The organism is Actinoallomurus acanthiterrae (assembly GCF_054775715.1).
This window is the reverse complement of record NZ_BAAHCO010000001.1, coordinates 949,943-962,773: the sequence shown is the minus strand read 5'-3', so window position 1 is coordinate 962,773 and position 12,831 is coordinate 949,943. Positions and strand designations below refer to the sequence as shown.

General features: G+C 71.2%; 11 protein-coding genes. 2 read left to right on the top strand and 9 right to left on the bottom strand.

Translation table 11 applies throughout. The annotated features are described in order from the left end of the window. Window positions 1–31: 31 nt before the first annotated feature. The 5 genes from ACYVF7_RS04685 to tilS form a co-directional block, all read right to left on the bottom strand. Window positions 32–1,792, bottom strand: coding sequence for a phosphatidylglycerol lysyltransferase domain-containing protein (locus ACYVF7_RS04685; protein WP_460335369.1), 1,761 nt, complete (start codon window positions 1,790–1,792; stop codon window positions 32–34). Window positions 1,793–1,939: 147 nt separating this feature from the next. Next, the gene (folE, locus tag ACYVF7_RS04680; RefSeq protein ID WP_460335366.1) at window positions 1,940–2,536 is read right to left on the bottom strand and encodes a GTP cyclohydrolase I FolE; all 597 of its coding nucleotides are present in this window, start codon (window positions 2,534–2,536) and stop codon (window positions 1,940–1,942) included. Further along, window positions 2,533–4,545, bottom strand: coding sequence for an ATP-dependent zinc metalloprotease FtsH (gene ftsH / locus ACYVF7_RS04675; protein ID WP_460335363.1), 2,013 nt, complete (start codon window positions 4,543–4,545; stop codon window positions 2,533–2,535). The genes folE and ftsH overlap by 4 nt, the downstream gene beginning before the upstream one ends. Before the next feature lie 193 nt (window positions 4,546–4,738). Next, window positions 4,739–5,311, bottom strand: coding sequence for a hypoxanthine phosphoribosyltransferase (gene hpt, locus ACYVF7_RS04670; RefSeq protein ID WP_460335360.1), 573 nt, complete (start codon window positions 5,309–5,311; stop codon window positions 4,739–4,741). A 37-nt stretch (window positions 5,312–5,348) separates the two neighbouring features. Next, complete coding sequence (gene tilS / locus ACYVF7_RS04665) at window positions 5,349–6,545, bottom strand: tRNA lysidine(34) synthetase TilS (protein ID WP_460335357.1); 1,197 nt, start codon at window positions 6,543–6,545, stop codon at window positions 5,349–5,351. A gap of 70 nt (window positions 6,546–6,615) precedes the next feature. Here tilS and ACYVF7_RS04660 point away from each other — a divergent pair, with 70 nt between their 5' ends. Further along, a complete protein-coding gene (locus tag ACYVF7_RS04660; protein WP_460335354.1) occupies window positions 6,616–7,173 on the top strand; it encodes a GNAT family N-acetyltransferase in 558 nt (185 codons plus the stop codon). Window positions 7,174–7,280: 107 nt separating this feature from the next. On the opposite strand, the gene ACYVF7_RS04655 is transcribed toward ACYVF7_RS04660, so the two are convergent. Continuing rightward, on the bottom strand, window positions 7,281–8,390 hold the full coding sequence (locus tag ACYVF7_RS04655; protein ID WP_460357789.1) for a zinc-dependent metalloprotease: 1,110 nt from the start codon (window positions 8,388–8,390) through the stop codon (window positions 7,281–7,283). 197 nt (window positions 8,391–8,587) lie between these two features. Next, window positions 8,588–9,967, bottom strand: a complete 1,380-nt coding sequence (dacB, locus tag ACYVF7_RS04650; RefSeq protein WP_460335351.1) for a D-alanyl-D-alanine carboxypeptidase/D-alanyl-D-alanine endopeptidase — start codon at window positions 9,965–9,967, stop codon at window positions 8,588–8,590. A gap of 106 nt (window positions 9,968–10,073) precedes the next feature. On the opposite strand from dacB, the gene ACYVF7_RS04645 reads away from it, so the two are divergent. Next, entirely contained in the window at window positions 10,074–10,562 is a 489-nt protein-coding gene (locus ACYVF7_RS04645; protein WP_460335348.1) for an inorganic diphosphatase, read from the top strand. Here ACYVF7_RS04645 and ACYVF7_RS04640 read toward each other — a convergent pair. Further along, window positions 10,556–11,866, bottom strand: a complete 1,311-nt coding sequence (locus ACYVF7_RS04640; RefSeq protein ID WP_460335345.1) for a coiled-coil domain-containing protein — start codon at window positions 11,864–11,866, stop codon at window positions 10,556–10,558. The genes ACYVF7_RS04645 and ACYVF7_RS04640 overlap by 7 nt on opposite strands. Window positions 11,867–11,993: 127 nt before the next feature. Further along, window positions 11,994–12,704 (bottom strand): hypothetical protein, encoded by a 711-nt coding sequence (locus ACYVF7_RS04635; RefSeq protein ID WP_460335342.1) that lies wholly within the window; start codon window positions 12,702–12,704, stop codon window positions 11,994–11,996. Window positions 12,705–12,831 lie beyond the last annotated feature (127 nt).

Genomic DNA, 12,831 nt, shown 5'->3' with positions numbered 1-12,831 from the left:
ATGGGCTCGCCGCGCGGGCCGTACTGTCGGGTCAGGTGCGCTTGGAAGGGCGTTTGAGGCCGGGGATGCGCAGGCGCGGCCAGACGATGAACGCCTCCGCCTCCAGCGCGGCCAGGGCGATACGAGGCGCGTCGCCCGGGCCCGGATAGACGAAGAACCTCGGCTGCCACACCGGCTGGAACTTCGCGTTGAACTTGTACAGCGACTCGATCTGGAACCAGCGCGACAGGAAGATCAGCAGGCCGCGCCAGGCCTTGAGGACGGGTCCGGCGCCGATCCGCTCGCCGCGGGCCAGCGCCGCGCGGAAGACGGCGAAGTTCAGCGAGACCCGCTTGACGCCCAGGTCGGTGGCCGCCTTGATCGCCTCGACGATGAGGAAGTCGTTGAGACCGGGCTGGGCGGCGCGGTCGCGGCGCATGAGGTCGAGGGACAGGCCGTCGGTGCCCCAGGGGACGAAGTGCAGGATCGCGTGCAGCTCGCCGTCGTTGACGGCGGTGGCGACCACGCACTCCTCGTCGCCGGGCTCGCCCACGCGGCCCAGCGCCATCGAGAACCCGCGCTCGGTGTCGGTGCCGCGCCACGCGTCGGCCTGGTCCCACAGCGCCTTGAGCTCGTCGGGCGCGAAGTCCTTCTCGCGGCGGACCTCGGCGGTGTACCCCTGGCGGGCCACCCGGTTGACCATCTGGCGAACGTTGCGCATCGTCCGGCCCTCGAGGGAGAACTCCGCGACGTCGACGACCGCCTCGTCGCCAAGCTCGAGCGCCGACAGGCCCGTGTCACGGCACCAGACCTCCGCGGCCAGCTCGCTGCAGCCCATCACCGCGGGTGCCCAGGCGTGCCGGGCCGCCTCCTCCAGGAACGCCTCGATGGCGCCGGGCCACGCCTCCGGGTCGCCGATCGGGTCGCCCCCGGCCAGCATCACGCCGGACACCACGCGGTAGGTGACGCACGCCTTCCCGGTCGGGGACCAGATGACGCTCTTGTCCCGGCGGAGGGAGAAGTAGCCGAGCGAGTCGCGGGTGCCCTGGCGGGCGAGCAGGTCCCGGATCCGGTCCTCGTCCGCGGCGGACAGCGACGGGGCGGGCTCGGCCGGCCGCAGGAACAGGAAGATCGTCGTCCCGGCGGTGAACAGGCCGAGACTGCCCAGTATCAGGCTGAACAGGTCGTTCCGGCGGTCGGAGACGAACGTCACCGGCCCGGACGCGCCGAACAGGCCGCCGATCACGTGCCGCAGGCGCTCGGCGAGGGAGTAGTCGCGGACGAGCCCGTGGTGGTTCAGGGCGATGAACAGCAGACCGACCCCGACGCTGGCCGCGGCGAGGAACGACCCGACCCACAGGGCCCGCCACCGGGTCCGCGGGTCGCCGGTGGCGTAGAACTCGTCGCGGAAGTAGATCAGCGCCCCGAAGATCACGGCGGCGACGATGGCCGACAGCGCGAAGTCCTTGACGGCGTGGGAGACGATCGTGAAGGCGAGCAGGCCGACGACCGCGCGCCACGCGCGGCGCTTGCGGCGGCGCAGGCCGTGGGACAGCAGGAGCAGGAGCAGCCCGGCGACGAGCGTGGCCGTGCGGGCCGCGTTGTTCAGCGAGCCGGGGACGTACTCGTCGAGGCGCACCATCCGGCGGTGCCACTCGGGTAGCAGGGCGCCGATGACGTCGTGGAGGCCGATCAGGAACGACAGCCATCCGGCGGTGGCCGGAACCCAGCGCCGCCGGGTGCGGCGGTCCAGTGCTCCGGTGCGATCGCCCGGCTCGGCACGGCGCTGCGCGTCGTGCTTCGTGTCCTCCATCAGCGTCCCCACAGCGTCGTCGACCGGGTCTTCCCCGGCGTGCCGGCAACACCGACATCGGTTCCTAGAGGGGTTTGACGATCGGTCGACGCTGAGAGTTCGCGCACGGCCCGCTAAGTCAGTAAGCCGTCACTGCGCGGACAGATGTCAGCGGCCCAGGATCAGGCTCATCGCCTCGGCGCGGGTGCTGGCCGAGTCGCGGAAGTCGCCGCGCACCGCGGAGGTCACCGTCTTCGCGCCCGGCTTGCGCACCCCGCGCATGGTCATGCACAGGTGCTCGGCCTCGATGACGACGATCACGCCGCGCGGCTTCAGGACGTCCATGAGCGCGTCGGCGATCTGCGACGTCATCCGCTCCTGCACCTGGGGGCGCCGGGCGTACACGTCGACGAGCCGGGCGAGCTTGGACAGTCCGGTGATCTGCCCGCGTTCGTTCGGCGTGTAGCCGACGTGCGCGACGCCGTGGAACGGCACGAGGTGGTGCTCGCAGGTGCTGTACACCTCGATGTCCTTGACGAGCACCATCTCATCGTGGTCGGCGTCGAACACCGTGTTGAGCACGTCCTCGGGCCGCTGCCGCAGCCCGGCGAACTGCTCGGCGTACGCGCGGGCGACCCGCGCCGGGGTGTCGAGCAGCCCGTCGCGGTCGGGGTCCTCCCCGACCGCGATCAGGATCTCACGGACCGCCTTCTCGACCCGCGCGTGGTCGATCGGCGGTCCGTGAGGTACGAGCTCTTCGCTCACGCCTTGCCTTCGGAATCGGTGTCCTGCGGCTCGCCGAGCGCCGGACGGGACGCGCCGCTGCCATTGCCCTGGGTGAGGTCCTGGACGTCCTTCGGGCCGAGCAGCGCCAGCTCCTTCGGCGTCAGCACCGGCGGGCGGTCGGACGGCAGCCGCTTGCCATAGCCGCTGTACGACGGGTTCGCCGGCCGCTTCTGAATCGGCGCGAAGATCTCCAGCACCTGGTTCTTGGAGAGGGTCTCCTTGTCCATGAGGTGGAGGACGAGGTCGTCGAGCACGTCGCGGTACTCGACGAGGATCTCCCACGCGATGTCGTGCGCCGACTCGATCAGGCGGCGGACCTCGTCGTCGATCGCCGAGGCGATCTCCTCGGAGTAGTCACGGCTGTGCGACATCTCCCGGCCGAGGAACGGCTCGCCGTTGCCCTCACCGAACTTCCGCGCGCCGAGGCGCTCGGACATGCCGTACTCGGTGATCATCTTGCGGGCGATCGACGTGGCCTTCTCGATGTCGTTGGCCGCGCCGGTCGTCGGCTCGTGGAACACCAGCTCCTCGGCCGTACGGCCGCCGAGCAGCATGGCGAGCTGGTCGAGCATCTCCGAACGGCTGGCGAGGAACTTGTCCTCCATCGGCAGCGTCATCGTGTAGCCCAGCGCCTGGCCGCGCGACAAGATCGTGATCTTGTGCACGGGGTCGGCGTTCGGCAGCGCGTGCGCCACGAGCGCGTGACCGCCCTCGTGGTAGGCGATCGTCTTCTTCTCCTGGTCGGACATGACCCGGCTCTTGCGCTCCGGCCCCGCCATGACCCGGTCGATCGACTCCTCGAGGGTGTTCATGTCGATCTGCTTGCGGTCCTGACGTGCCGTCAGCAGCGCCGCCTCGTTGATCACGTTGGCGAGGTCGGCGCCGGTGAAGCCCGGCGTCCGGCGCGCGATCGTGTCCAGCTCGACGTCCGGCGCGAACGGCTTGCCGCGACCGTGCACCCGCAGGATGCCCTTCCGGCCCTCGAGGTCGGGCCGGTCGATGACGATCTGGCGGTCGAAACGGCCCGGACGCAGCAGCGCCGGGTCGAGGATGTCCGGCCGGTTCGTCGCGGCGATCAGGATGACGCCGCCCTTGACATCGAAGCCGTCCATCTCGACGAGCAGCTGGTTCAGCGTCTGCTCGCGCTCGTCGTGACCGCCGCCGAGGCCCGCACCACGGTGCCGGCCGACCGCGTCGATCTCGTCGACGAAGATGATCGACGGGGCGTTCGCCTTGGCCTGCTCGAACAGGTCGCGGACTCGCGAGGCGCCGACACCGACGAACATCTCGACGAAGTCCGAACCGGAGATCGAGTAGAACGGCACGCCCGCCTCGCCCGCGACCGCGCGGGCCAGCAGCGTCTTACCCGTACCGGGCGAGCCGTACAGCAGCACGCCCTTGGGGATCTTCGCTCCGATGGCCTGGAACTTGGCCGGGTTCTGCAGGAACTCCTTGATCTCCTGCAGCTCCTCGATCGCCTCGTCAGCTCCGGCGACGTCCGCGAAGGTCGTCTTGGGGGTGTCCTTGGTGACCAGCTTGGCCCGCGACTTGCCGAAGTTCATCACCCGCGAGCCGCCGCCCTGCATCTGGTTCATGATGAACAAGAAGATCAGCACGACGACCACGATCGGCAGGAAGCTGAACAGCAGGCTCAAGAAGACGTTCTGCTTCGGCACCGAGGTGTTGTAGCTCTTCAGGTTGCCGGCATCGGCCTTGCTCTGCAGCAGCTTGGCCAGGTCGTTGCCCTGGCCGCTGACCCACGAGGCCTGCAGCTGCTTGCCGTTCTTGAGCTTGACCTCGATCCGCTGATCCTTGTCGATGATCTGGGCGGAGGTCACCTCGTTGTTCTGGATGGCCTGGACGACCCTCGAGGTGTCGGCCTTCTCGTACGAGCCGCCGGGATTGATCCCGTACATGACGAGGAGCACCAGCGCCCCGAAGGCCAGAATCCATAGCAACGGCCCGCGAAAGTAGCGCTTCAGATCCATTTATGCGGTGCCCCGCGATGGGGCCCGTCCCTCCTGACCAGCTTCTTCAAGACCTCGCCGCGTAAGGCGTCGAGGCGGCCTTCCCGAGTGTGGCTCCCCGCATAACAGCCGGGGTACCGAAGGTACACCGGTCTCACGGAAGGCCGCAGCACGACGACCGGGTGCCCTACTTCGCAACGTGCAACGTACTAAGCTAACCCTCTTGTTCCCCACTTCCACCGTAGACGTGTGGCGCAAGTGTTCCCACGAACGGAAGGTTGCGATACCTCTCGGAGTAGTCGAGGCCGTAACCGATCACGAACTCGTTGGGGATGTCGAATCCGACGTACTTCACGTCGACCTCGATCTTGGCGGCCTCCGGCTTGCGCAGCAGCGTGCACACCTCCAGTGAGGCCGGGCCGCGCGACTCGAGGTTGCTCATCAGCCAGTGGAGGGTGAGCCCGGAGTCGATGATGTCCTCGACGATCAGGACGTGCCGGTCCATGATGTCCGCGTCCAGGTCCTTGAGGATGCGCACCACGCCGGAGGACTGCGTGCCCGAGCCGTACGAGGAGACGGCCATCCAGTCCATGGAGATCGGCGCGTGCAGCGCGCGGGCCAGGTCCGCCATGACCATGACCGCGCCCTTCAGCACCCCGACGAGCAGGATCTCCCGGCCTGCGTAGTCGGCGTCGATCTGGGCGGCGAGCTCCCGGATCTTCTTCTGGAGCTCCTCCTCCGGAATGAGCACCTTCTCCAGATCTGCTCGCATGTCCGTTTCGTCCACCGCAGAGCCTTTCGCGATCATGCGGCCACCGGCCGCGTCACTCCCTGCCCGCCCGAACAGTCCGGATCGCCTGGCTTGTTTCGGACGGCCCGAAGAGCAGCTTTTCATACCTGCGCCACGCCCGGACGTGCCCGGGTAGGTCCACGTGAGACTGCCCCCGCCACGCCGTGACGAGGGCGTCCACGGCGTCGACGTGGACGGCCGCCAGGGTGCCCGGCGGACTGCCCGCGGCGATCGCCGCACGCCGCAGAACGCGGGTCCGTACGGCACGCGGCAGCCCGCTCAAGACGTCGATCCGCAACGCACTCGGTCCGTCCCCCAGGCCGGGTGCGTCGGGTGGCCCGGCCGGCGCGTCGAGGTGCGGCGAGCTCCGACCGTCCTCCGCGACCGGACCCGTCGTCGACGGCTCCTCAGCCGGCGGGCCCGACCCGGGCGAGCCCGTCGGGGGCCCGTCCGTCACCGGCGAATCCGTTGCGGGAACGGGCTGGTCGGCCGGTGCGACGGCCTCCTGGAGTGCTCGCTCGGCCCAGGCGTCGAGGGCGTCGGCGTCGTCGCGCAGCATCCGCGCCGTACGGGCCAGCGCGGCCGCCACCCCCGGCCCGAGCTCTTTCTCCAGCACCGGCAGCACGTCCCGGCGGATCCGCGCCCGGGCGAAGGCCGGGTCGCCGTTGTGCGGGTCGTCCCACGGCGCCAGGCCCATCGCCAGGCAGGCCCGGCGGATCAGGTCGCGGTCGAGGTCGAGCAGCGGACGGCGGTAGCGGCCCGCCGCCTTCGCCATCCCGGCGAGGGACCGCGCGCCCGAGCCGCGTGCCAGGCCGAGCAGTACGGTCTCGGCCTGGTCGTCCAGCGTGTGCCCGAGCAGCACGGCGGTGGCGCGGTGGCGTGCGGCGGCGTCGGCGAGCGCGGCGTACCGCGCCTCGCGGGCGGCCGCCTCGGGGCCGCCGGACTCCCCGACGACGACGCGGACGGCCTCGACCGGGTCGAGACCGAGCCCCGCCATCGTCCGTACGACGTCGGCGGCGCGCTCGGCCGAGCCTTCCTGCAGGCCGTGGTCGACGGTGATCCCGCCGGCTCGATGGCCGGATCTGGCCGCCTCGAAGGCCAGCGCACCGGCCAGCGCGAGCGAGTCGGCGCCGCCGCTGCACGCGACGAGCACCAGGTCGCCCGGCTCGATCTCGCGGAGGGTACGGCGGACCGCCAGGCGTACCGCCGCGACCGCCGGATCAGGTCCCACGCCCCCATTCTCCAGGGCGGCGACCGGCGGAGGTGCGGCCCCCGCACCGATCGTCAATATGATCTTGGGGATGCTCAAACCCGTTTACCCGCTCAGGTCGGACCGGCTGATCATCCGGCCCTTCGCCGAGAGCGATTTCGATGACCTGTACGACATCCAGTCCCGGCCTGAGGTGACGCGCTACCTCTTGTTCGATGCTCGCGACCGTGACCAGGTGCGGCAGTCGTTGCGGGAGCGCCTCCGGTCCACGACGCTGGACGATGAGGATGACAGCCTGGCTCTGGCGGTGGTGCTGCCGGATACCGGCAAAGTGATCGGCGACGTCGTGCTCTTCTGGACCAGCCGGGAGCACCGGCAGGGCGAGATCGGCTACATCTTTCATCCCGATCACGGCGGTAAGGGGTACGCCACGGAGGCGGCCCAGGTGATGCTTCGGCTCGGATTCGAGGAGCTCGGACTCCACCGCATCGTCGGGCGTCTCAATGGGCGCAACACCGCGTCCGCGCGAGTCCTGGAACGCCTCGGCATGCGCCGCGAAGCCCACCTGAGACACGCCCGGACCCTCAAGGGCGAATGGGCGGACGAGGTCGTCTACGCGATGCTCGAAGAGGAGTGGCGAGCGCGCTGAAGTCCGGCGCCACCCCAGGTGAGCGGCGACGCGTCCGGGCACGGCACCGCCGCCGGCGATCGCGCGGATGCGGTGCCGCCCCGGTCGGGTTCAGGCCTGTCCGCCGGTCACTCGCCGACGGGCGGCAGCTCCGGCTTGCCGATGACCCGGCCGACCCACAGCGCGGGGTCCTGGATCTCCAGGTGGGTCGGCAGGGTGTTCGGCGAGGTCCAGACGCGGTTGAAGCTGTCCATGCCGACCTGGTCGATGACCTGCCTGACGAACCGGGAGCCCTCGGCGTACTGCTTCATCTTCAGGTCCAGGCCGAGCAGCCGCCGGATGGTCCGATCCACCCCGGACCCGCCCTCGCGGCGGTGCTGGAACCTGGCGCGGATCTCCGCGACGCTGGGCACCACCTCGGGGCCGACGGCGTCCATCACGTAGTCGCCGTGCCCCTCAGCGAGGGTCATCACGGCGGTCAGGCGGTCGAGGATCTCGCGTTGCTCCGGTGTCTGGATGGCGTCGATGAGGTTGCCCTCGCCGCCGCGCACCGCGTCCGCGACCGCCTCGCCCACGTCACGCAGCCGCTCGAGCAACGCGCCCGGGTCGAGGTCGGCGGCCAGCAGGAACGCCGTCATCTGGTCCTGGACGTAGGCGCGCAGCCACGACACCGAGGCGAACTGCGCCCGGTGCGTCTCCTCGTGCAGGCACACCCACAGCCGGAAGTCATGGGCGTCGACGTCGAGCTCCTGCTCGGCGCTGACGATGTTGGGCGCGACGAGCGTCAGCCGCCCCGTCGGCGCGCGGCCGGTCGGGTCCGGCGGCAGGAACAGCTCGTACTGGCCGAGCACCCGGCTGGCCATGTACGCGAGGATCGCCCCCACCTGGGCGCCGGTCACCCGCGAGCCCACCGCCTGGACGACCGCGCCGCCGGCGGCTCCGCCCAAACCGCCGAGCATCCCGCCGCCCCGGCGCTCCTGAAGCTGTTCCATCAGGGGTTCGAGGACGACGCGGAAGCCGTCGACGTTCGCCTTGATCCACCCCGGCCGGTCGACGACCTTGGCCGGTGACGGGTCGAGCCCGCCGTCCATCCCGGTGAACTCCCGCACATGGCCCTGCGCGATCTTCGACAGCTCTCTGAGCTCGACGACGACCTGGCGGGCTTCGGTGGGGGTCACCTGGGGTCCCGAGCGGACGAGACGGGTCCCCGTCTGTACGGCGACGTTCCAGTCGATCATGGATGCTGGCATCACAAACCTCTCCGGCCGGGCACCTCTACCGTACGTCCCCGCTCTTTCCCGGGGCATACCCACTATCCGCCCAACGCGTGAAGGGGCACCGACGACTCCCGGAGCGTTCGCGGAGGTCGGGGACGGTCGACGCCCGGAAAGCCGCGCCGGGGTCGGCCGGCCGCCTGCCGGAACGATCGCGGAGGTCAGTGGCAGCCGCATGTCGTGAGGCTGCCCGCCAAGCGGTCGAGCGCGGCCAGCGCGGCGGTCACGTTCGTGACGTTGTTGGCCATGAAGGCGAACGAGAGGAGCCGCCCGTCGGCGTCGTAGGCCACTCCGGCGAGGGTGTTGACGCCGTCGAGTGTGCCGGTCTTGCCGCGCACGAGTCCCATTCCGGTGGCGGACGGGCCGCTGCGGTAGCGGTTCGCGAGGGTGCCGGAGAAGCCGCCGATCGGCATCCCGGACATCACCGAGGCCAGCTCCGGGTGGGCGGGCGAGGCGGCGGCCACCAGGATCCTGGCCAGGGCGTTCGGGGTGATCCGGTTGTGGGCGGACAGGCCGCTGCCGTCGACGGTGTCCGCTCCTGTGCCGAGGCCCAGCCGCCCCAGCGCCTCGTGTACGGCCGTCGCTCCCCCGGCGAACGACGCCGGCCGGTGGCGGGCGAGGGCCACCTGCCGGGCCATCGCCTCGGCGATGTCGTTGTCGCTGCGGGTCAGCAGCTCCTCCACCAGCGCCGAGATCGGCGGCGACTGCACGGCGCCGAGCTGCTGGGCGCCCTGGGGAGCGGTGGTGGACGTGCCGACCGTCGCGGAGACCCCCTGCTTCTTCAACAGCTTCACGAACGCGTCGACGGCGATGCGGGGCGCGTTCGCGACGCGCTGGTGCGCCGAGGGGGCGACCCGGCCCTCGTCCACCTCGAGCGCGGACACCGGGGAGACGTCGCCTTCGGAGACGTAGTTGGACTTCCAGCCGGGCCCCATCTGCGAGCCCGGGAAGAGCGACAGGTCGTAGTCCACCCGGACGCGCCGGGTGCCGGCCGTCTTCAGCGCGGCGGCGGTCTGCTTGGCCAGGTCGGCGAGCGAGGCCGGCCGGGGATAGGCGTTCTTGGCCGCCGTACGGGTCAGGGTGGGGTCGCCGCCGCCGACGAGGATGACGCCGCCGCCGCCCTTCACGGCCTTGGTGGTGATCCGGTGGTCGGGCCCGACCGCCGCGAGGACCGCCGTCGAGGTGGTCAGCTTGGTGGTCGAGGCGGGAACGGCGGGCTTGTCGGCATTGCTCGCGTACAGCGCGCGGCCGGTGGCCACGTCGATCACGGTGCCGGTCAGGTTCGATCCCATCCCGGCCGCGCGCATCAGCCCGTCCAGTCGCGACGTGAGGTCGCCCGCCGCCGGCAGCGGCGCGGTCGCGGCCGTGGGGCCCAGCGCCGGTGCCGCCGCGGTCACGAGCGCCCGGTCCGCGACGGTTGGCGGGCGTACCGCCAGGGAACGGTCTGGTGTGAGCTTGACCACTGCGAGCGCTGCGGCGACGAGGAAAACGTTCAGGAGCGCCAGTGTGAGCATGGCCACGACGCGCTCAGGCCTCGGCACGTGACGCCCCTCCCCGATCGCCGTGCACTCATGACGTGCGACATGCTTGTACGAGCCAACATCCAACCAGAACAACCTCGGCCCGCCCCGGGGAGCGGAGGACATTGTGGAATTCGACGTAACTATCGAGATTCCTAAGGGTCAGCGCAACAAGTACGAGATGGACCACGAGACCGGCCGAATCCGGCTAGACCGGATGTTGTTCACCTCCACTCAGTATCCCGCCGATTACGGGTTCATCGACAACACGCTGGGCGAGGACGGCGACCCTCTCGACGCGCTGGTCCTGCTGCAGGAGCCGACATTCCCCGGCTGCCTGATCCGGTGCCGCACGATCGGGATGTTCCGGATGACCGACGAGGCCGGCGGCGACGACAAGGTGCTGTGCGTGCCCGCCACGGACCCGCGCTCGGAACACCTGCGGGACATCCACCACGTGCCCGAGTTCGATCGCCTGGAGATTCAGCACTTCTTCGAGGTCTACAAGGACCTCGAGCCCGGCAAGTCCGTCGAGGGCGCGAGCTGGACCGGCCGTACGGAGGCCGAGGCCGAGATCGAGCGTTCGCTCAAGCGGGCGGCCCAGCACGGTCACTGAACGGCAGCGGGACGGGTGGCTCCGGCGTAATCCGCGCGGAACGCCGGAGAGATCCGTACCCGTGCCCCGGTGAACGGCGCCTCCACCATCTGGCCGTTGCCGATGTAGATCCCGACGTGATGGATCGTGCCCGGGTCGGCGGGGTCATGCGCGAAGAAGACCAGGTCGCCCGGGCGCAACTCGCTCTTCGACGGGTGCGGTCCGGCGTTGTACTGCGAGGTGGCGTAGTGGATGAGCCGGACCCCCGCCCGCGCCCAGGCGTACGTCACCAGGCCGGAGCAGTCGAACCCCACAGTCCCCGCCCCCTGCGCGATGCCCCGGGTCGGCCCGCCCTCGTTGCCACCACCCCACGAGTACGGCGTGCCGAGCCATTTCAACGCGGCGGACGCGGCGACGGAGCCCAGGTCCGAGCCCCGCGCGAGGCCGCGGACGAGCGTCTTGGCACCGGCGCCGAGCCGGGCGCCGGTCGGGACCACCTGGTGAGTGGAGACGGTCCGCTGGGTACGGGCCCGCTCCAGCGCGGCGGCGCGGGCCTGTTCGAGCGCGGCGGCGTGTGACCGGGCCGCGTTGAGCTCGGCGACGAGAGCGGCCTTCTGCTGCTGGATCCGTTTCACGGCCTCCTGCTGCCGCGCCACCGCCGCGACCGCCGCCTGCTGGGCCTCGGCGGCCCCCTGGGTCGCCCCCTGCCGGGCCGCGAGGGCGTCCCGCGCCTGCCGTTCGAAGACGTCCGCGACGGTCTTGGCGGCGGCCTCCCGTTGCAGGAGGGCACGCCGGCGGCCGGCGAGCACCTGCATCGTCGTCGCCCGCTCCAGGAAGCCGGCGGGGCCCCCCGGCCCGCCCAGCACGGCGGCACCGGACAGCAGGCCGCCGCCGCTCTGATAGGCGCTCGCCGCCAGGGCCGCCACGGCGCCCCGGACATCGGCGAACCGGCGGCGCGCGTCCGCGGTCCGCTGCGCCGCCGCCTCGTACGCCGCCTCGGCCTCGGCGAGCCTGGCGCGTTCGCCGTTGTAGCGTTCGACGGCCAGTTCCGCCTCGGCGGCGAGGTCGTCGAGCCGGCCGTCGGCCTGGGCGAGGGCGGCGCCGATCCGCCCCACGCGCGTGGCCTCGTCCCGGACCTGTTCGTGGCTTCGCGCGACGTCGCGCGCGCTCGGACCGGTGTCCGTGCCGAGCCTGGCACCGGCCATGCCGGACCGCGGACCGGCGTACGGCCGGGCGCCGACCGGGCCGGCCGACAGGCCGGCGATCGCGAGCGTCGTGAACCCCATGGCGCCGAGCCGACGCCCACGCCGGATCGCAGCTGACAAGGTGCCCCCTTCGGGCCGGCCATCACGAGTGATCTGTCACTCAGGTAGCCCCAGGCGTCACAAGAGAAACACCAGTCACAGCCAACCGAACCTCAGGAGCACGCCATCCCGCCGGTCTCGGGAAGGGTCAGACGCACCTCAGAAGGCGGCTGATCCACGGCCGTACGGCCGACTTCGGGGGTACCGGGCCCCGGGGATAGGTGAAGATCGGGACCTCGGCGCCGTGGCCGGCCCGCAGCTCCGCCGCCTTGCACCAGTCGGCGGGAGTGCGCGTCGCGGCCCATGCCACGGCGAGCGCCTGGCGTACCTCGGGCACGCGGTCCCAGAGTTGAAGCAGGGTCACGGTGGCGTGCGCCGCGGCGTACCCGTCGTCGGGGTAGGCGCGGCTGGCGAAGAACGGCGCGGTCACCCGGCCGCCGTGCGGGTTGGACATCGCCCAGGTCCAGTTCGCGACGACGAGCTCGCGCACCGGGTCGGCGAGCCGCTCGGCGGCGTCGTACATCCGTTCCTGCCGGCGCCCGGTCAGCCGCTGGGTCTGCAGCAGCCAGTCGATGTCGGCCGGGGCGTCGCCCTCCGCGAGCCAGGCCAGCACCGTCAGACCGCGCGCGGCCTGCAGCCGGCAGAGCTCGGCCACCTCGCGGCGCATCCGGACGCCTGGCTCCAGCCACTGCGGCCACGGGGCCCGCTGGATCCGCTCCACGACGTCGACGAGGTGGGGAGAGACCGCAAACGGGGCGATGAGATCGCCGCGTACGTCGCCGACCCGCACGGTGTAGGCCGACTTGACGTCCTCTCCACGCCCGATGGCGGGGGCTTCCCGCGGCCGGGGCGCGTTCACGTGGCCTCTGCTCGCGGTCGATCGGCGGGTGCCACGTCGGTGGGAGGACCCGAATGCGGTGCCGGCTCGGATCGGCGCTCGGGGACTGAGGGTCGCTCTGGGGCCGGACGCTGCTCAGAGACCGGAG